Origin of the sequence: Halobacillus sp. A1-3 (assembly GCF_050971765.1) — a bacterium.
Taxonomy (GTDB): domain Bacteria; phylum Bacillota; class Bacilli; order Bacillales; family Halobacillaceae; genus Halobacillus; species Halobacillus mangrovi_B.
Genome location: NZ_JBPCEO010000002.1, coordinates 453,971 through 473,806, shown reverse-complemented (window position 1 = coordinate 473,806; position 19,836 = coordinate 453,971). Strand labels below are relative to the sequence as shown.

At 42.2% G+C, this 19,836-nt stretch carries 20 protein-coding genes; 11 read left to right on the top strand and 9 right to left on the bottom strand.

All coding sequences use genetic code 11. The annotated features are described in order from the left end of the window. Positions 1-318: 318 nt before the first annotated feature. Entirely contained in the window at positions 319-447 is a 129-nt protein-coding gene (gene yhfH / locus ACRYKC_RS05240; RefSeq protein ID WP_433805640.1) for a protein YhfH, read from the bottom strand. 128 nt (positions 448-575) lie between these two features. On the opposite strand from yhfH, the gene ACRYKC_RS05235 reads away from it, so the two are divergent. The 4 genes from ACRYKC_RS05235 (at position 576) to ACRYKC_RS05220 (ending at position 5,382) form a co-directional block, all read left to right on the top strand. Then, positions 576-1,307 (top strand): MBL fold metallo-hydrolase, encoded by a 732-nt coding sequence (locus ACRYKC_RS05235; protein ID WP_433805639.1) that lies wholly within the window; start codon positions 576-578, stop codon positions 1,305-1,307. Between the two features lie 80 nt (positions 1,308-1,387). Then, complete coding sequence (gene lplA, locus ACRYKC_RS05230) at positions 1,388-2,389, top strand: lipoate--protein ligase (RefSeq protein WP_433805638.1); 1,002 nt, start codon at positions 1,388-1,390, stop codon at positions 2,387-2,389. A 408-nt stretch (positions 2,390-2,797) separates the two neighbouring features. Continuing rightward, on the top strand, positions 2,798-4,336 hold the full coding sequence (locus tag ACRYKC_RS05225; RefSeq protein WP_433805637.1) for a fatty acid--CoA ligase family protein: 1,539 nt from the start codon (positions 2,798-2,800) through the stop codon (positions 4,334-4,336). Between the two features lie 104 nt (positions 4,337-4,440). Further along, complete coding sequence (locus tag ACRYKC_RS05220) at positions 4,441-5,382, top strand: hypothetical protein (protein ID WP_433805636.1); 942 nt, start codon at positions 4,441-4,443, stop codon at positions 5,380-5,382. A gap of 320 nt (positions 5,383-5,702) precedes the next feature. Here ACRYKC_RS05220 and ACRYKC_RS05215 read toward each other — a convergent pair whose 3' ends face one another. After that, entirely contained in the window at positions 5,703-6,167 is a 465-nt protein-coding gene (locus ACRYKC_RS05215) for a DUF3939 domain-containing protein (protein WP_433805635.1), read from the bottom strand. 312 nt (positions 6,168-6,479) lie between these two features. Between ACRYKC_RS05215 and ACRYKC_RS05210 the strand changes: the two genes are divergently transcribed. After that, a complete protein-coding gene (locus tag ACRYKC_RS05210; protein ID WP_433805634.1) occupies positions 6,480-7,007 on the top strand; it encodes a competence protein ComK in 528 nt (175 codons plus the stop codon). Here the strand turns inward: ACRYKC_RS05210 and ACRYKC_RS05205 are convergent. Further along, positions 6,928-7,344 (bottom strand): YhjD family protein, encoded by a 417-nt coding sequence (locus ACRYKC_RS05205; protein WP_433805633.1) that lies wholly within the window; start codon positions 7,342-7,344, stop codon positions 6,928-6,930. The two genes, ACRYKC_RS05210 and ACRYKC_RS05205, sit on opposite strands and share 80 nt — an antisense overlap. Before the next feature lie 217 nt (positions 7,345-7,561). Here ACRYKC_RS05205 and ACRYKC_RS05200 point away from each other — a divergent pair, with 217 nt between their 5' ends. The 5 genes from ACRYKC_RS05200 to ACRYKC_RS05180 all read left to right on the top strand — a co-directional run bounded on the left by ACRYKC_RS05200 (position 7,562) and on the right by ACRYKC_RS05180 (position 16,431). Then, positions 7,562-8,209 carry a TVP38/TMEM64 family protein gene (locus ACRYKC_RS05200; RefSeq protein WP_433805632.1) on the top strand — a complete coding sequence of 216 codons (648 nt, stop codon included), beginning with the start codon at positions 7,562-7,564 and terminating at the stop codon, positions 8,207-8,209. 54 nt (positions 8,210-8,263) lie between these two features. After that, a complete protein-coding gene (lepB, locus tag ACRYKC_RS05195; protein ID WP_433805631.1) occupies positions 8,264-8,806 on the top strand; it encodes a signal peptidase I in 543 nt (180 codons plus the stop codon). A 134-nt stretch (positions 8,807-8,940) separates the two neighbouring features. Then, positions 8,941-12,447, top strand: a complete 3,507-nt coding sequence (gene addB / locus ACRYKC_RS05190) for a helicase-exonuclease AddAB subunit AddB (protein WP_433805630.1) — start codon at positions 8,941-8,943, stop codon at positions 12,445-12,447. Further along, entirely contained in the window at positions 12,441-16,160 is a 3,720-nt protein-coding gene (addA, locus tag ACRYKC_RS05185; RefSeq protein ID WP_433805629.1) for a helicase-exonuclease AddAB subunit AddA, read from the top strand. The genes addB and addA overlap by 7 nt, the downstream gene beginning before the upstream one ends. Continuing rightward, positions 16,144-16,431, top strand: coding sequence for a P-loop NTPase family protein (locus tag ACRYKC_RS05180; protein WP_433805628.1), 288 nt, complete (start codon positions 16,144-16,146; stop codon positions 16,429-16,431). The genes addA and ACRYKC_RS05180 overlap by 17 nt, the downstream gene beginning before the upstream one ends. Positions 16,432-16,636: 205 nt before the next feature. Here ACRYKC_RS05180 and ACRYKC_RS05175 read toward each other — a convergent pair whose 3' ends face one another. The 6 genes from ACRYKC_RS05175 to ACRYKC_RS05150 form a co-directional block, all read right to left on the bottom strand. Further along, complete coding sequence (locus ACRYKC_RS05175) at positions 16,637-16,855, bottom strand: spore germination protein (RefSeq protein WP_085030528.1); 219 nt, start codon at positions 16,853-16,855, stop codon at positions 16,637-16,639. Between the two features lie 66 nt (positions 16,856-16,921). Then, positions 16,922-17,296 carry a spore germination protein GerPE gene (locus tag ACRYKC_RS05170; RefSeq protein WP_433805627.1) on the bottom strand — a complete coding sequence of 125 codons (375 nt, stop codon included), beginning with the start codon at positions 17,294-17,296 and terminating at the stop codon, positions 16,922-16,924. Further along, positions 17,289-17,504: a spore gernimation protein GerPD gene (locus ACRYKC_RS05165; protein WP_433805626.1), complete on the bottom strand. Its 216-nt coding sequence runs from the start codon at positions 17,502-17,504 to the stop codon at positions 17,289-17,291. Before ACRYKC_RS05165 ends, ACRYKC_RS05170 begins: the two co-directional genes overlap by 8 nt. Then, positions 17,505-18,041: a spore germination protein GerPC gene (gerPC, locus tag ACRYKC_RS05160; protein ID WP_433805625.1), complete on the bottom strand. Its 537-nt coding sequence runs from the start codon at positions 18,039-18,041 to the stop codon at positions 17,505-17,507. Between the two features lie 46 nt (positions 18,042-18,087). Then, entirely contained in the window at positions 18,088-18,318 is a 231-nt protein-coding gene (locus ACRYKC_RS05155; protein ID WP_433805624.1) for a spore germination protein GerPB, read from the bottom strand. A gap of 12 nt (positions 18,319-18,330) precedes the next feature. Beyond that, entirely contained in the window at positions 18,331-18,552 is a 222-nt protein-coding gene (locus ACRYKC_RS05150; protein ID WP_433805622.1) for a spore germination protein, read from the bottom strand. An 85-nt stretch (positions 18,553-18,637) separates the two neighbouring features. Here ACRYKC_RS05150 and ACRYKC_RS05145 point away from each other — a divergent pair, with 85 nt between their 5' ends. Then, positions 18,638-19,828: a DUF418 domain-containing protein gene (locus ACRYKC_RS05145; RefSeq protein ID WP_433805621.1), complete on the top strand. Its 1,191-nt coding sequence runs from the start codon at positions 18,638-18,640 to the stop codon at positions 19,826-19,828. Positions 19,829-19,836: the final 8 nt, after the last annotated feature.

Here is a 19,836-nt window from a genome sequence, read left to right as displayed (position 1 = left end):
GCGGCCTGACCATTCCAAGGCTGATTCTCCATCCTTTCCACAGGATTAGTGTTCCTTCATTTGGCCGGCGCTTTTGTTCGTTTGGAAACGAACTCGCGATGGTTGAGTCACCTAAGTTGTTTAAGTTTTTTTGTTATCTTCTTTACACTTTTATTATAACACCTTTTTCCTTAGTAGTCAGCCTAAGTTGTGACAACTTTGTAAACGTTTACATAAGTTTTTGTTTAGAATCCTGTTATAGAACAAAAAAATAAGCAGCTGATGTCAGCTGCTCCAAATTCATATGTTCCAATTTTATTCTTTTGTGGAATACTAGAATTATCGAGCAGGGTGGTCGCATTCATCACACACATTACCGTAGCAGTCAGCCTTTTCTTCTATTACACTACCGCAGCTTGTGCAGTGTTTTTTAGGCAGGTTACGGAAAAATTCAATAACGTTCATCATAAGGAATCCCCTCCAAATTGTTTTAATATTTTGAATGTAAAGTCATTGTATTATAACAATATGCAGAAATCAACCACCTGTTATAAAACAATGTGCAATTAGTAAAAAAGAACCAGGGAGTGTTGAATATGAAAGTGACAGTTATAGGCTATTGGGGCGCTTATCCTGCAGCTGGAAGTGCCACATCAGGATATTTGTTTGAATCAGATGGATTTACTATGCTTGTGGATTGCGGAAGTGGGGTGCTCTCCCGTTTACAGCAGTTCAAAAAAGTAACAGATCTTGATGCCGTGGTACTCTCTCATTATCATCATGATCATATTGCTGACATTGGGGCCCTTCAGTATGCATGTCTAGTACAAAACACGCTAAATGAAACAGAGGAAATTCTTCCGATTTATGGCCATGATGAAGACAGCGAGAAATTTCAACTATTGACTCATCAATATACAGAAGGGGTTGCCTACGATCCTGAAGGTTCTTTACAGGTTGGACCCTTTACAATTGAGTTTCTAAAAACGGTGCATCCCGTTTCTTGTTATGGTATGAGAATAACGGACGGGAAAGGAACGGCAGTTTACACAGCAGATACAAGCTACTTTCCTGAGTGGGCGGATTTTGCCAAACAGGCCGATTTGTTAATTACGGACACAAATTTTTATAAAGGAATGGATGGACAAGGACCCGGACACATGTCAAGTGTCGAAGCGGCAAAAATAGCATCTAAAGCAGAGGTTGGGACATTGTGGCTCAGTCACTTACCTCATTTTGGTCAGCTAGTGCGTTTAAGACAGGAAGCAGAAGATGAATTTAATGGAACTATTCAATTGGCAGAAGAAGGGTTATCCTGGTCGAATTAATGGTGGAGATAAATTGTCTTATTCTGTCGAAACTATTACAATAAGTAATTAGAAACAGGCAATGAGGAAGGATGAGATGAATGCTTTTTATCGACCATGAGGGATTCAATGACCCGAGAATTAATTTAGCTATTGAAGAATATGCGTTAAAGAATCTCGATATTAATGATACGTATCTGCTTTTCTATATTAATGAACCTTCGATAATCATTGGAAAGAACCAGAACACCGTTGAAGAAATTAACACCAATTATGTAGAGGATCATAACATCCATGTGGTTCGACGCCTTTCTGGTGGCGGGGCAGTGTATCATGATTTAGGGAACCTGAACTTCAGCTTTATTACGAAAGATGATGGAGATAGCTTCCATGATTTTGCTAAATTCACTAAGCCTGTTACAGAGGCACTGAAAAAACTTGGCGTCAATGCAGAGTTATCCGGGCGGAATGACATCGTCGCTGAAGATGGAAGAAAAATCTCAGGAAATGCTCAATTTTCCACAAGAGGCCGTATGTTCAGTCATGGAACGTTGATGTTTGATTCTGAAATTGAAAATGTTGTATCCGCATTGAACGTTAAGACAGAAAAAATTAAATCAAAAGGAATTAAATCGATCCGAAGTCGTGTGGCAAATATTTCCGAATTCCTGGAGGAAAAAATCACGATGGAAGAGTTTAAGAACCTGATTCTTCGTTATATTTTCGATGTGGAAGATGTAAAAGACGTCCCGCAGTATAAGCTGACAGAAGAAGACTGGGAAAATATCTATCAGCTGGCAGAAGAACGCTACAAAAACTGGGATTGGAACTATGGAAAGTCACCGAAATTCAACATTCAGCATACAAAACGAATTGAAGGAGCAGGAAGCTACGACATTCGTCTTGATGTAAAAAAAGGATATATTCAAAACGCAAAAATTTTCGGTGACTTCTTCGGAGTCGGCGATATCAGTGAGATTGAGGAAGCCTTGATTAGTACGCAGTACAACCGACAAGCTATTTCAGAAGCACTTGGTGATGTGGACATTTCTCATTACTTAGGAAAAATAACAAAAGATGACTTTTTGGATATGGTTTATTAATTCGAAGGCTGGCTTTGTAAAAAGCCGGCTTTTTCTAATCTTATAAAATAGCTTTATACCCCTGAAAAAAATAGAATAGAAACATTTTTGTAAATGATGGGGGAGGCTTGAAACGGTCTTGAAGTATTTGCTGTTGGTAAATTCGGAATTAAGCAACTGCCACTGATCCCACCGTAATAAGTAATCCTCTCCAATGAGAACGAACTCATTTATTTTGAAGTTAAGTATTCAATTTTTCTGCCAAGTAGTTGAATAAATGAAATTTACAGTGGAAGCTTTTGTAAAACCATATCGATCTATGAACATTCTTGAATGTTAATTTTCAGTATATTATAATTAGAGTGAAAATTTATTAGCATAGCATATAATGAATGACCATTCATTCATTAAGCGAAGGGGGAGCAAGATTTGAATCTAAGTGAACAGCTGTCGAAAACAGCAGAACAGCATCCTGATAAGGAAGCTTACATATTTCAAGAGGATCGTGTAAGCTATCGAAGTTTCGATGCGTCTGTAACTAAGTTTGCTTCTAGACTCACAGAATTAGGATACGGTAAAGGTGATCATTTAGCGTTAGTCAGTGCAAACAGTCCGCTATTTATGATTGGTCTTTATGGTGCTTTACGCGCAGGTCTTACAGTCATTCCAATCAATCCTACTTATACCGCTGATGAGATGAGCTATATTTTGAAAAATGGTGATGTTAAAGTTGTAATCACGATGGATGTCCTGCTTGAGAAATTTGAGCATATGGACGATCAGCTTGAAGTCTATCACTATTTTGTAGCCGAAACAGGAGTAGGGATCGATTTGTCCAATTCTTCTTTATCTCTAAAATTGAAACCGTTTACAGAAGCGGTGGAAGAAGGGAGTTTAACTTATAACCGTCCTTCGCTGGATGGAGAAGAAGTGGCAGTGATTCTTTATACTTCAGGTACGACTGGAAAGCCAAAAGGGGCTATGCTGACCCACAACAACCTCTATTCAAACGCCGTGGATGTTGCTGATTACTTGAGGATTAATTCTGAGGATCGCGTCATTGCTACGCTTCCTATGTTCCATGTTTTTTGTTTGACTGTAGCCTTGAATGCTCCGCTTATGAGTGGGGGTACGGTTCTGGTTGTTCCTAAATTCTCTCCTCAAGATGTATTTGCCATCGCTGAAAAGTATGAAGCTACTGTATTTGCTGGAGTTCCAACCATGTACAACTATTTACTTCAAACCGGAAAAGAGCAAACCCACACGTTTAACAACATGAGGATTTGCGTATCTGGAGGATCCTCAATGCCAGTCGCCTTATTAAATTCTTTTGAAGAGCAGTTTAATGTCCGCATATCAGAAGGCTATGGGTTGTCAGAAGCTTCGCCGGTCACAGCCTTCAACCCTCTGGATCGTCCTCGAAAAGCAGGATCGATCGGGACAAATATTAGTAACGTTGAAAATAAAGTCGTCGATGAATTAGGAGAAGAAGTACCTTCCGGTGAAGTTGGTGAACTGATCGTCAAAGGACCTAACGTGATGAAAGGATATTATAAGCTTCCAGAAGAAACCGCTGTAACGATCCGTGATGGCTGGCTATACACGGGAGACATGGCTCGTAAGGATGAGGAAGGGTATTTCTATATTGTAGATCGTAAGAAAGATATGATTCTAGTAGGTGGATACAATGTTTATCCTCGTGAAGTGGAGGAAGTACTCTATAATCATCCGGATGTAACGGAAGTAGCTGTAGTCGGCGCCCCGGACCCAGAGCTTGGCGAATCTGTTATCAGTTTTGTTGTCTCTAATAACCCTACGTTGACGGAAACAGAATTGATGGAGTACTGCCGTGAGCATTTAGCCAAATATAAACTTCCATCTCGTGTGGAATTCATGAGCGAATTGCCTAAAAATACGACAGGAAAGATTTTAAGGAAAAATTTACGCGAGCAGCTGGCACAGTCATAAAAAGTATAAGTTAGTCATTGAGCAATTCCGTTTCCATGGAATTGCTTATTTTTATGAAACGTCATAGCGGGAAGGCCCGTACATGTATTCAAGGAGGCGTTGAAATGATGAAAAGATTCCATGAACAGTTGACTGAAGTAAGAAAGCGTACGTTGTACCATGATCGACTTAAACGCGAGAGTGCTCAGCTAACAAAAGAGCTGGAAAACTTAAAAGAACAGGAGCAGAAATTCTTACATACCTTAGACCAAGAAAAAGAAGACTTAGAAAAGCTTGAAAGAATTAGCTTCACTAATTTATTTGCCACCTTATCTGGCAATAAGGTAGAACGAGTTGAAGAGGAAGAACGTGAAGTAGTGGAGGCGCGGATTAAATGGAGAGAAGCTTATCATTCTGTTCAGGAGATGGAACAGGAACTCCGAAGTTTAAGAGATCAGTTGAATCGTTTAGGTAACCCAGGCGAGGAATATGAGCGTCTGCTTCAACAAAAGAAAACATTTTTGGTTGAACAGGGGGACACAGATGGTCAGCGATTACTTGAGCTGTCAGAAAATCGCTCCGAGGTGCTGGCAGAAATTGAAGAAGTCGATGAAGCTCTATCTGCGGGGAAAAGAGCGGTGATCGCCTTGGGCGAAGCTTCGTCTTCCCTTGACAGCGCTGAAAATTGGGGCGCCCTTGATATGCTTGGTGGAGGGATGCTCACTACTGCTGTAAAGCATTCACGTGTAGATGACGCAAATTCAGCCGTTCATTCTGCGCAAAGATATTTGCGGAAGTTCGCAAGAGAGATTAATGATTTAGGTAACCATTATGATCTTAGGATAGAAATCTCGGGAGGAATGACGATTGCTGACTATTTTTTGGACGGATTGATTGTGGACTGGTTTGTACAAAATCGCATTCAAACTTCACAGGAAGAAGTCAGAAAAATGAGAAGTAAGACCCGTTCCGTCATTATGGACTTAGATTCATTGAGAGAGCAATTTGTAGGAGAACAAAAGAAGCTCGAGGATGAACAAAGAAGGATTTTGGAACCCTCTATATAAGAAGGATGTATGATGTCATAAACTAGAAATTTCGCAACCGCTTGCGGTCTTCCGCAAAATTTTTTCGGTGAAGGTCGAACATCTATATATTAAAATAGAAATAGATAAGCGGTGATGCTTATTGATCTCATTCCTATTTATGATCTGGTTGTCATAAATAGGTCAGTAATGAAAATTGCTGATGAGTGTATGGAGAAGTTTCTCCTCGTCTCGGAGAACTTTTTCAAAATTAATTCCCTCACTCAAAAGTTAACCAGTCGTCTCTTTTGGCCAATGCTCTTCGTGAGCATTGGCACTTTTTTTCTAAACTTTTCCACTGATTAATCAGGTTTTTGATAGGTGACCATGAATTCTTCTCTTGTCATATAATAATCCCGGTTTGGACGATTGGGTAACAACCCAAGCCTCTCCAGCTTATAATAATTTATCCGCTTAAAAGGATCATTGTCAATGACAGGCAGCTCCTGCGTCTCTTTCATGTAGTGGTCAACGGCCCTTTGGACTTGGTCAATTTCACGGGCTAAATCCTGGTCTTCTTCTTCAAACAATTCATAAGTCTCCCGCGACATGTAGTAGTTTTTCTCAGGGACGGCATGAAGGTAAGGGGAGAGCAGTTCATAATCCAACGTCAAATCCTCTTTGATTAGCACACTGAGAGGCACTTCGGAGGGTTTATCGTCTGCATAAGCATGCACGGCTTTGCGCACCTCATGAATGGATAAATCACGGACTTCCAAAGATTGCTCTTTATTTTTATGCTGTTGTTTTTTCTTACGTTTCCACACGGTTTTTTCCTCCTTTTAAGCATGAGTGAAATTCACAGGGGGTGTTCGACTTGAAAGATATTCAACCCGAACTCGAGTTTTTTACGCTTCTGAATCCGGACTTCGGTCGAGAGGAAAGGAAAGATACGGAAGAACTATTATCAAAATGGCAATAAATTAGCTTAATTGTAGTATATCAAAGTTGAAAAAATTGCACATTTTTAAAAAGTTTAGACTTTTTGTTCATCTTTTGGTAAATTGAAGAAGATAAGCGGCACGTTCTGCCTAAAGGAAGGGCTGCCGCCAATTAAATGGAAGGGATGTTGAAATTGGATGGAATACGCTCAAAAAAAAGAATATGAAATTAATCCCCAAACGATGGCTTTGATTGCAAAGTACGATGATCGTGGACAAGTCATCACTCAAGTGGTCGAACGAGGAAACCGTTTTGAAATTACTAAATGTCCAAGCCAGGTCGTCGATGATTCATGTCGTTACTTTGCCAGCAGTCTTGAAGGACGTATTTTAGGTACAAAGCAAGTGACAAGTTATACACACAAACCCCCGATTGTCATTTCTGAAGCAATGGGTATCTATTTCTTTCCTATCATCTCCCCGAAACGTAAAGAATGCTCCTGGGTCGCTCATAAGTACATTCGCTCTTATAAAGGCGAATCTGATCATACCACGACCATACAATTTTCCAATGGAGTTAACTTGAATCTGCCCGTATCTGTAGGAATGTTTGCCAACCAAGTGCAGCGTACCGCACATTTCCGAGTTATCCTTGAAGATCGTTTGAATGCTCAGCCTGAGGTTCAGGAGACTTCGAGCGAGAGGATTGCTGAGACTTTCTCATAAGCTCGAACAAAATAAGTTCCACTTTTTTCCTGATGGCCGGATTGAAATAGTTCCGCTTCTCTTCATAACCATGAGCCAGAAACAAGAAAGAGGTAAACGAGTCGTTCCTTCCTGACTCTATCACCTGCAGCTTCTGGCGATCCATTTGTAAGCGGAGATGTTTCCGCTCTTCTCTTGCCTCTAACTCCATTTTTCCCAACAGTTCCATGTACGGTTCTTTTATTTTAAACTTCCCCTGTTCAAAATGTTTTCTGTCCTGACGGATGACGGCGATAGCCATGGATAAAAATAAATAGCGGGAAGCAAGATCAAGTTCTTTCTGTTTTAAGTACCTCATGCTATTCTCCTCCATATACGAACGTGTGTTCTTGTTTGTATTATACCACGCTAGACGGGTGATTATGCAAGAGAATTTGGCGAAAGGCTAAAAATGGCAAAATGGGAAAGGATAGTTCTTAGAACAATGTATTAGTAGGCAGATGCATGGGTTTCGTTTAAAATAAAGGAAAAGCATACACTGGTTATCGGTGTGGGACAAGGAGCAGTCTCGCCTTATGTACTTATTATCCGTATCCATCGATCGTTGGAAAAGAATGGCTGAAAACGATCAATTATTTGAATACATTATCAATCAGTTGGAAAAGCTGGAAAGTTTCGGGCCGCTGCCCGGAATATTGTTTCCGATGCTGGAAGCTTTTTTACCGCTCTTGCCGCTCGTAGCGTTTGTACTGGCAAACTCAGTCGTCTACGGACTTTTTAAAGGTTTTCTGTATTCCTGGGCTGGGGCAGTCGTGGGAGCAATTATTGTGTTTCTAGTCATAAGAAGACTCGGTGACAAAAGGTTTTTCCGGTTTATCACAAAACACCGTCAGGTTCAGCGGGTCATGACCTGGGTAGAGGAGCATGGATTTGGTCCTTTGTTTATCCTTATGTGTTTTCCGTTTTCCCCTTCTTCAATCATCAACGTCGTATCGGGGCTATCAAAGGTAAGCAGGCAACAGTTCATCCTAGCTGTTTTATTAGGGAAATCGGTTATGATTTTCACAATAGCTTATGTCGGAAGCAGCATAGCCTCTTTTGCCCAAAACCCGGTAAAAGCGATTGTAGTAGGTATATGTATCCTTCTGTTTTGGATTCTAGGTAAATTTATAGAGAGACGAATCCATAACAAAGCGAAACGTCAAGCCTACACGAGTGATTAAGTTTAGTCTAGGACGGGTAAAATGTTGGTAGAACAAGACCTGGAGGATTAAACGATGAAAAAAAAATATCAAAAAGCCATACGAACCATTTTGTTCGCTCTGCTGCTGGCTTTTGTATTCCGATCCTTTATGTTCGCCAGCTATATCGTTGATGGTGAATCGATGGAACCGACCCTTTATGACGGCAATTTACTAATGGTCAATAAAGTTGTCTACGATTGGAAAGACATAGGAAGACAGGACGTTATTGTTTTCCACGCAAATGAAAAAGAAGATTATGTGAAACGAGTTATTGGAGTTAGTGGCGATGAAATAGAAATGAAGAATGATCAGCTCTATGTGAATGGGGAGCTGGTGGAGGAGCACTATCTAGATTCATTGCGACCAAACGATGGGCTGCCTTTCACACAAGATTTTTCATTAGAAGAAGTGACTGGAAAGAAAAAAGTTCCCGAGGGACAGCTGTTTGTCATGGGAGATAACCGCAGAGACAGTCTGGACAGCCGTTACTTTGGTTTTGTAAACATCGAGACGGTAGTCGGAAAAGTGGATGTCCGTTACTGGCCGTTCTCTCAAGTAGCTTTACAATTCAATTGAGGAAAATGGGACCGTCTTTAGGGCGGTTTTTTTTATGAAAAAAATAACAAATCCTACAAAAGCGTAAGCACCGACGATAAAGGTGAAAAATGATAAAATAGAAGATATGATTTAATAAAAAGGAGCGGAAGAATATGGGGATGCGTTTATTGCTCGGACGTTCCGGAGCAGGAAAAAGTACACGCTGTTTAGAAGAAATAGAGTCGGAACTGAAAGCGGATCCTAGAGGGAAGTCGATTGTTTATATCGTCCCTGACCAGATGACTTTTCAACAGGAATATGCTCTATTGAAGCGGGATGGAGTGGAAGGGTCGATTCGTGCTCAGGTGTTCAGTTTTTCCCGTTTAGCTTGGAGAGTACTTCAAGAAACGGGCGGGGGCACAAAGAAGTTCATCACCTCTACAGGAGTCCAAATGATACTAAGAAAAATAGTCGAAGAGAGGACTTCAGATTGGAGAGTGTTCCAAAAAGCAGTAGAAAAGCAAGGGTTCATAGAACAGCTGGAAGGGATGATCACAGAATTTAAACGATACAGGATCACCCCGGAAGACCTTCACGTTCAAATGAATGCCCTTGACCAGTTTGTTCATACAACTAGCCAAGAACAAGGGTTAAGGGATAAGCTGGATGATTTATCTTATATCTATGACCGACTTGTCGATTCTCTAAGAGAGCAGTACATAGATAGCGAAGATCAACTGAAGCTGCTCGCAAGTAAAATTCCAGAAGCTTCATTTTTAGAAGGGGCCGATATTTATATCGATGGCTTCCATAGCTTTACTCCTCAGGAATATGAAGTTATTGACGCTTTGGTAAGAAAAGTAAAGAATGTTCATGTGACGTTAACAACAGAAAAGCCAGAGAATGGTATGAATCCTGAGCTTGACTTGTTCCATGAAACAAAGGAAACCTATTTGAAACTGCAGGAACTTACCCTTGAGGCTGGAGAAAAGATTGATGAGGTTGAAGTTCTTGACCATACACAAGGACGTCTAAAGGGACGACCGGCTTTTTTACATTTAGAAAAGCACTTTGAAGAACGTCCTGCTCCTTCCTATGAAGGAGAAGTCCCGATCAAAGTGGCAGAGGCGGTCCACCCTCGGGCAGAAATTGAGGGGGTCGCTCAGGAAATCCTGAGGCTTGTTCGCGATGAAGGCTACCGCTTCAAGGATATGGCAATTTTAATGAGAGAGCCGGAGGTCTACCATAGTCTGATTGAAACTTTATTTGATGATTACAATATCCCGGTTTTCATTGATGAGAAACGAACGATGCTCAACCACCCTATGGTCGAGTTGATCCGTTCTGCTCTTGATGTCATAGACGGGAATTTCAGATATGATGCAGTTTTCCGTTTATTGAAGACAAGCTTTATTCCAGCGACGGATCCAACTTATCCACTAACGGAAGATGCGATAGATGAACTGGAGAATTATGTGCTTGAGTATGGTATTCGCTCAAGAAGCCAGTGGTTTTCGGATAACGATTGGGTCTACCAGCGTTTCCGTGGATTTGACCAGGCTTCCCAAACTGATGATGAAAAAGAAAAGCAAGAGAGAATCAATGCTTATCGAAACCAAGTGCGCAAAGCGCTAGAAGTGTTCGATAAGAAATTACGTGAAGCAAAAACAATTGCCGAACGTGCCGAAGTGATGTACATGTGGCTGGAACACTTGCAGGTCCCTCAGCGTTTGGAAAAGTGGCGGGAATACTATGATGAAACAGGTGAGATTGAACGCGGGCGAGAGCAGGAGCAGGTGTGGGATGCTTTTCTTCAACTGCTTGATGAAATCGTGGAAATGGCTGGAGAAGAAAAAATGTCTTTACAGCTGTTCCGTAATACCATTGAAAGTGGTCTGGAGTCGCTCACATTTGCTCACGTACCCCCGAGTATGGATCATGTCATTGTAGGGAGTGTCGATCGCTCAAGGATTACAGGAATCAAAGCTGCCTTCTTGTTAGGAGTAACTGACGGCATGTGGCCGATGAAACCACCGAGTGACGGAATGATTTCTGAACAAGAGCGTTCGCTGCTTGCTGAGCAAGGCCTGCTGCTTGCGGATGGAAGCAGTCGTCAACTGCTCGATGATCGTTTTTATGTCTATTTAGCGTTAACGATGGCAAAGGATCGACTGTGGGTCAGCTATCCGCTTAGTAATGAGGAAGGAAAGTCCAAAGTTCCTGCGACGCTCATTCAGCGGATAGAAGAGCTTTTTCCTCATTGTAAAGAGCATGTTTTGCTGCAAGATCCTGATGACCTGCATGAGGCGACACGCTTTATTACGAATCCCGTAAAGACAAGATCTGCCTTGACTGCTCAGCTGGCCAGGTATTTGAAAGGGTATCGGATGGAGCCGGTATGGTGGAGCGTGTTAAATTGGTACATTGCAGAAGAAGAGCCTTTTGGGTTGACTAATCGTGTTCTGCAAAGCTTGTTCTATCAAAACAAGCCCGTGGATTTGTCGAAAGAAACGACTGAGCAATTGTTCCAAAAACAGCATAAAACAAGTGTCTCGAGACTTGAAACTTATCACCGCTGTTCCTATCAATACTTTGCAAGGCACAGCTTGAATCTAGAGGAGAGACGGACATATAAGCTTGATGCACCGGATATCGGACAACTCTTCCACGAAGCCTTAAAGCAAATTACTGAGTGGGTTCAAGCTGATGGGCGAGATTTTGCTCAATTGAATCATAGGGAAGCAAATCTCTATGCAGAGCGGGCAACTTATCAGCTGGCCCCAATCTTGCAAAACCAGATTTTGCACAGTTCCAATCGTTATCAATACATTCAGAAGAAACTTCAAAGCGTCATTGCACGAGCAGCGTTTGTCTTGAGCGAACAGGCAAGAAAGAGTCAGTTTTCTCCCGTTGGACTGGAACTAGGTTTTGGAACAGGAAAAGACGAGAAACTGCCTCCATTATCACTTGATCTTCCTAACGGTTATGAATTGATGCTTCGTGGACGGATTGACCGGGTGGATAAAGCATTAACCGAAGATGATCTGTTTCTCAGAATCATCGATTACAAGTCCAGTGCTAAAGGACTGAGCCTTGTAGATGTGTACTATGGTTTGTCCTTACAAATGCTTGCTTACCTGGATGTGGTCCTATCAAACGCCGAGCGCTGGCTTGGATCTCCAGCTTCTCCAGCTGGTGTGCTTTACTTCCATGTCCATAATCCAATGATCTCAGGTAAACAGATGCTGGATGATGCTCAAATAGAAGAGGAAATTTTTAAGAAATTTAAAATGCAAGGGTTACTTCTTGAAAATGAGCGCATCGTTCAAATGATGGACACAGGACTTGAGAAAGGGCACAGTCCAATCATTCCGGCGGGATTAAAAGCAAAGGGCGGTTTTTATAAGGGGTCACAAACCGCAGATGCCGAGCGATTCCAAGAACTGAACCAGTATATCCGACAACTAATGAGTAATGCAGGTACAAGCATTACAGATGGAAAAGTAAACTTGAATCCTTATCAGCAGAAACAACAGGTTGCCTGCAGTTTTTGTCCGTATCGATCGGTTTGTCAGTTCGATCCGAGTTTAGAAGAAAACGAATATCGTAAACTTCAAGAAATGAAAGATGAAGAAGTGTTAGAGAAGATTGCTAAAAGAGAGGAGGGTTCCACATGGTAAGCTGGACAGCAGAGCAAGAGCGGGCGATATATTCCCATGGGTCAAATATCTTGGTAGCTGCAGCAGCAGGCTCTGGAAAAACAGCTGTACTAGTTGAACGCATTATCCAAAAGCTGCTGCATAAGGAATCTCCTGTCAATATCGATTCGCTGTTAGTCGTGACGTTTACGAACGCCGCAGCCCAGGAGATGAGGAATCGAGTAGGACAGGCACTGGCTCATGCTCTTGAAGAATATCCAGGGTCGCACCATTTGAAGAAGCAGCTCTCCTTATTACAGAATGCTTCCATTTCGACCTTGCACTCTTTTTGTATGGAAGTCGTGAGACGATATGCATACATGCTTGATTTAGATCCAGGTTTCAGAATTGCGGATACAATTGAATCCGATTTGATTCAGCAAGAAGTCCTGGAGGATCTGTTTGAGGATTGGTATGGAAAAGAAGGAAATGAGCAGGAACGCTTCTTTGATGTTGTCGAACGATTTTCCAGTGACAGAAGTGACTTAGACGTGGAAAAGCTTGTGTTGGAGCTTTACACGTTTGCAACACAAAATCCATGGCCTGAGGCGTGGCTTGATCAGATGGTCGAAATGTATGAAGTGAAGGAAGGAACGGGAGAAGAGGACCTCCCATGGCTTAACCTTTTGAAGCAAGAGGTCCACAGCCAATTGAAGGCGATGGAAGCAGAAGCAAACCAGTTTTTACAATTGACCCGAGAGCCTGATGGTCCTTACAGCTATGGGGAAACCGTTGATCAGGATCTCGAAATGATCCAACAGGCCAAAGGTGCCTTAGAGCATTCTTGGGAAGAGCTTCAATCGTATATGGGTGAGAGTAAATTCGCCACCTTATCACGAAAAAAGATGGACTGTGATGAAGCGAAGAAAGATAAAGCGAAAAAGATCCGTGATAGCTATAAAAAGCGCTGGAATGAGCTTCGTGATGAATGGTTTTCTCGCTCGCTTGAAAGTTACCTGAAAGATATGCGCGAGCTTTACCCTGTCATGGAACAACTGGCAATTATCGTTAAAGACTTCAAACAACGATACGAACAGCTGAAAAAGGAAAAAGCGATCGTTGACTTTTCAGATCTCGAGCATTACTGCCTGCAGATTCTGCTGGATAACGCGTCTACACCGGATCAGCCTTTGCCTTCAGAAGTCGCGGAAGGATTTCATAAGCAATTTTCTGAAGTGCTTATTGATGAGTACCAAGATACGAACCTCGTCCAGGAAACGCTGCTCCGCCTGTTGACCGACGGGCAGGAGGCAGGACATTTGTTTATGGTTGGAGACGTAAAACAAAGTATCTATCGTTTCCGTCATGCGGAGCCCTCTCTGTTTTTGAATAAATATAAAGCCTATGGATTGGATGGTCAGCCCGGTGAACGGATTGACCTTGCTCGTAATTTCAGGAGCCGTAAGCAAGTGCTTGATGCGACGAACTATATTTTCCGACAAGTACTCGATGAAGAGGTCGGGGAGATGAAGTATGAAAAAGAAGCCGAGCTTATCTACAGCAATCAAATTTACGATGAACTGACAGCGGATGATGCTAAGACCGAGCTTTATCTCATTGATCGAGAAGCAAGAGAAACCGATACAGAAGAAAATGAAGAGTATAAGGATCTTGAAAAAGCTCAGCTTGAGGCAAGAGCCTACGGAAAGAAAATTCGCAAATGGCTCGGTCATGAAGAAGACTCTCCTATGCAGGTGGTAGACAAAGAAACAGGAACGAAACGTCCGATCCAGTACCGTGATATTGTTATTTTAATGAGGTCAATGACTTGGGCTCCAACTATTGTTGATGAGTTGAAACAACAAGGAATTCCTGTTTATGCCGAGCTGTCTACAGGCTATTTTGAGGCGATAGAGATCAAAGTCATGCTTAGTCTGCTCAAGGTTATTGATAACCCCATGCAGGACATTCCGCTTGCCTCTGTATTAAAATCACCGATTGTAGGGCTGAATGAAGATGAGCTGGCCACATTAAGATTGGAAAACAAACGGGTGAGCTATTACGAAGCCATTCAGAAATATCGGGCTGCAAATGTGCTTGGCCGAAAAGTGGGATACTTTTTACAGAAGATTCAAAGCTTCCGAGAACGAGCAAGACAGGGAGCTTTATCGGAGCTGATTTGGGATATTTACAGAGAAACCGGATACTATGACTTCGTCGGTGGGATGCCAGGTGGAAGGCAGCGACAGGCGAACTTAAGAGCCCTTTATGACAGGGCGAGATCCTATGAGGCGACATCTTTCCGCGGATTGTTCCGATTCCTGCGTTTCATTGAGAGAATCGAAGAGCGAGGAGATGACCTCGGTGCCGCCCGTGCGCTCGGGGAACAGGAAGATGTCGTTCGCATTATGACGATTCATAAAAGTAAAGGGCTGGAGTTTCCAGTCGTTCTCTTAGGAGCGATGGACAAACAATTTAATATGATGGATTTGCGAAATCGTTATTTACTTCACAAAGACTATGGATTCGGGTCACGTTACATCAACCCAGAAAAACGTCTCATGTATCCGACGCTTGCTTATCACGCCTTGAAACAAGCGAAGAAAAGAGAATTATTGGCGGAAGAAATGCGAGTCTTATATGTGGCGTTGACTAGAGCTAAGGAAAAGCTCGTCATGGTCGGAAACGTTGCTTCTTTTGAAAAAAAACAGGAGAAGTGGCAAGCGTTTGTTGATAAAAAGAGCTGGGTACTTCCGCCGCATGAACGGTTAGATGCCAAATCTTATTTGGATTGGGTTGGCCCGGCGTTAATTCGTCATCATCACACGGAAAATCTGCGTGGAGAAATCCAGGTGGAAACAGCCGACGAAATTCATGAGGATGAATCAGAATGGCAAGTGGAAATTGCCCATGGCAGTGAGTTCGCAGTTATTGATGAGCTGAAAGAAATGCGGGATGAAGAGCTGCATCAGGCGGTTAAAGAGTGGACACCTGTAACTATTGAGGAAGAACATGATGCAAGAATCGTTGAGAGGCTAGACTTTGTTTATCCCCACGAGAAGGCAGCTACATCAAGGGCGAAGCAGACCGTTACGGAAATCAAGCGGCAAAGGGAAACAAAGGATGAATACTCTAGTGATCAGCTGCTAGTTCCTTATCGTGCACCGATTGTTCGTCGTCCGCGTTTTATGCAGCAAGATAAACAGCTGACGGCAGCAGAAAAAGGGAGTGCGATGCACACGGTTATGCAGCACATTCCTTTTACTAAAGAAATGTCCTCCTCTGAAGTAGAGGAGTTTGTTGAACATTTAGTCCTGAAAGAAATCCTTAATAGAGATGAAGCTGATGTTATTGATGTCGATTCTATTACTAAGTTTTTCCTTACCCCTATTGGAAAACTTGTTATGGAAGCAGATCAAGTAGAACGTGAAGTTCCGTTCAGTTTGACACTGCCTGCGAATGAAGTCTATAGAGATTGGAAAGAACCAACAGATGAGCAAGTCTTTATCCAGGGTGTCATTGATGCCATGATCCCTTATGAAGATGGCTGGATGATCCTTGATTATAAATCGGATCAGCTTCCAGAAGGAGAGGAATCAATCGAGCTCGTTTTGCGCGAGCGATATCAAACGCAAGTCCAACTATATCGAACCGCTCTTGAAAAGATCTGGAAGCAGCCTGTCCGAAGAAGCAGTCTTTACTTCTTTAACGGAGCTTTATCAGTGGAGGTAGAGAACAGTGGAAGAAGTGTGTGATCTTTGTGAGCGTTCTCCAGTGACAACGACGGAGCACCATCTCATTCCAAGGCAATACGGGGGAGTAGAAGGGCCCACAGTCCTGCTGTGCAGTGCCTGCCACCGGCAGATTCATGCTCTGTTTACCAATGAAGAGCTGGCGGCATTTTACCACACATTAGAACGTTTGAAAGATCATCCTGATGTGCGGAAGTATATCAAATGGGTGAAAAAGCAGGACCCTGAAAAAAGAATTACGACAAGAAAGTCGAATCGAAGAAAAAGAAAGTAAAGCAAAGAACCTCTGGCTTGGTGCCAGAGGTTCTTTGCTTTTTTAACGATAAGGGGTTTAATTTAAGATAAGAAACTCATTGATGAAAGTAGAGCCTTAACAGATAACAAGAGCGCCCTAACTCAATAAAGTAACGTCCTTACTGATCTTAATAGCACCCTAACTCCTACTAGTAATGCCCTAACGGAATTTACTAACCAAAAAACTATGCATTAGCTGTAATGTTCTGATCAGCGCCATCCGGATCGAATGGATTTGTAGAGCTCAGTCCATTGTTCGTGATAATCCAGTTTCCTGTATTCAAAGCTCCAGAGCCTGAGTTTGTTTTTGAGGTGCTTTTTGGAGACAGGTAAAAAGAGTCTCCGAAATTGACGACACCACCGCCAACGCTGTTTATACTGATGGGACCGACGATGGCCGGCATAACAACCGCCTCCTTAAAATAAAGTTCGTGCGATTTATAGATATCTTTATAGCCTATGCGAAAAAACTAAGAGGGTTCTCCATCTTGTAAAATACGAAAATGTTTTGTCCTTGAATGAGCATCGATATGGTCGATACCGCCCACTTGGAAAACCCCTGCTGTAGACACACCTGTTACGTCAATCTCATCTACAATAATTGGACTGGTATGGTACGTGTAGGTATTGATAGTGATGGGAGGAAGCGGAGGTGAACTTTCACGGGAGAAGATAGGGTAATCTTCAAATTTGAATCGACCTGATATGAATTCCGGTCCTTCTTTTTGAACAGCTAAGACTTTTGATCTTGGTGCTGCTCGATAAACATCCCCAATGGTGGCCACAGAAGCAATCAACACAGATATCAGCTCGATACGATCTACATAGACCATGCGTTTAATCATTTGGGATCTCTTCCTCCATATCAACGACTGCTTCTTCTTCAAGTGATGTATATGGGCCGATGATTAGGGATTCCGGAGGTGTATCAAAAAAGGATTGCATACGGATGGTTTTGTTGTCACCGACTAGAAGAACGGAAGAGGAGGAAACACCGGTTACACGGATTCTTCCAATATGAAGTCCGTAATTATGGACAATATGATTAATCATCTAACCATCTCCTTGATAGGAATCAAAATATTGAGCCATCGACTGACGTATCTCTGTTTGAATTTGGTGAAGCAGGTTCGTCTCATCTATTTCAGGGTCCTGGTTTTTATAAAATTCTATCCGCTGAGGGAGTTGTTTTCTCACATCAGTAATCATATGTTGTTTATGATCATCACTGATTGCGATATCATGATCTCTAACGTATTTATCCATCCACATCGGAATGTCTGTCGTCATATATTCCTGAAGGGAGTGTAGTACCGAATCCTGTGGAGGCCCGCCTTGGTTCGCGTAAAGTTCCCCTAATTCTGAAACATCTGCTCCGTTGGGTGTTAGTCCGATTTGAAGGGTCCCTTCAAGAGTTTCTATTTTCAACTGGTCAAAGTGATATTCGATTCTTTCTATAACGGTTGTCGGCTTATCGTTGGACTGCATCTCCTCAATCTTTTTTTGTAGCTGTTCAATCAACAGCCTTTGCTGCTCCATCTGCTGCATCATTTGTTGAATGTATGACTGCCAGGAATAGTAGTTGTTCAACTCGGATCACCCCCTTCTCTTCATTTCTATGCACTTGGAAAAAGGTCTATGTTATGGAAAGAGGGACAAGAGGAGAGACTTCGGCTTCTCCAGGGAAGGTAACCGTTCCCTCAACAGGCTGAGCTAATTCAGCGGGCTTCAAAAAGCCGCCTGTATTGTATAAGTCAGCTTTAGCCTGAATGACGCCTGAACTTCCTATCTGTACAACGGAGGAGTTTGCTACAGACCCTATTCTTAACACATGAATGCAAATGGACTGGTGTACGGTAATATTCATAGGAATTGCCTCCTAAGTGTTATTCGCAATGGATTGATCAATCACTTCCTGGTCATTCACATACGTATTGGAACGGTTCAAATCGATGCGTAGACCATTTCCCGTATTGAACGACCCGCCTCCAGCAAAGGTTTTAGCCCATGCTTGCGGAGCCATATTGTAAACATCGCCGATATTAAAGATACTTGAAGAAGATAAACTGATTACTTCAACGGCTCCGACTTTCGCTGGCATAAGAAAAACTCCTTTCTTCATTTTATGAAACGCAATTGTCTTCATTACGTAATCAAAGTAAAATGGAACTATAGGGGGAATAGAAATGAAATCATCAGCTTCACCATTACGTGAATCGGAGCGGTTGAGCTGGGTTGACGCCGCACGCGGCCTTGCGATTTTAGGCATTTTTATGGTCAACGTTCCAGCTTTCAATGCTCCTTATTTTTTATATGGAGGAGCTGCCGAATATTGGCCCTCTCCATTGAGCCATACGGTTCAAGCGATCGTGGATATTTTCTTCCAGGCAAGCTTCTATACCTTGTTTTCCTTTATGTTTGGCTTTGGCATGCAAATGATGAAGGAGCGTTTGGATGAAAAAAATATAAATTACCGCCCAGTCATTTTCAGAAGGCTATTGATTTTGACTGGATTCGGTTTGATTCATGCTTTTCTCATTTGGCACGGAGATATACTTTTATCTTACGGTGTGCTAGGGATGGTATTGTTCGCCTTTTTCAATGTTTCAAAGGGCTGGATATTAGTGTGGGCTTACTTTATGCTTGCTATATTAGTCCTTCCATTGACATTCTCTTTATATATGTTCAGAGACCAATTACAAGGAATGGTAAACCGACCATTGATTCAAGAAGCTATCACAAATTACGGACAGGGAAGTTTACTGAATATTTGGCAACAAAATGCAGATGACTGGTATTATGCGAATCAATTTGCTAATCTTCCCTTTCTTGCACTAAGCTTAATTCCCATGTTCTTGTTCGGTCTCTATGTTTGTAAGAAGCGTTGGCTGCATCAACCGGAAAAGCATCTGTCTTCTATAAAGAAAGTCTGGTTATTGACTGGTTTGCTATTTTTCGTGTTCAAAGCCGGGCCTTATTTCTTTGGGAATCCAGAATGGTTTGACCTCATGCAGGATAATGTAGGAGGAACAGCTTCGGCCATTTTTTATGTTCTATCTATTACTCTATTGTTCAGGTCGGAAATGGGTTCCAAAATTGTGCATCCATTAACCTGGGTGGGGCGGATGTCTCTGTCTAACTACATCTTCCAATCATTGATCAGTTTTTTACTCTTTTATTCCGTGGGTTTCGGATTGTATGCAAAGGTTCCGCCTATTTGGAGTATGATCATTGTGGTCATCGTCTTTCCTCTACAAGTGTATGCGAGTAAAGCCTGGCTGACCAAGTATCGGTACGGACCGCTTGAATGGGTTTGGCGTTCGTTGACGTACAAAACAAAACAGCCGTTAAGACGGAAACAAAAAGCAGTTTCATAACAGAGGGG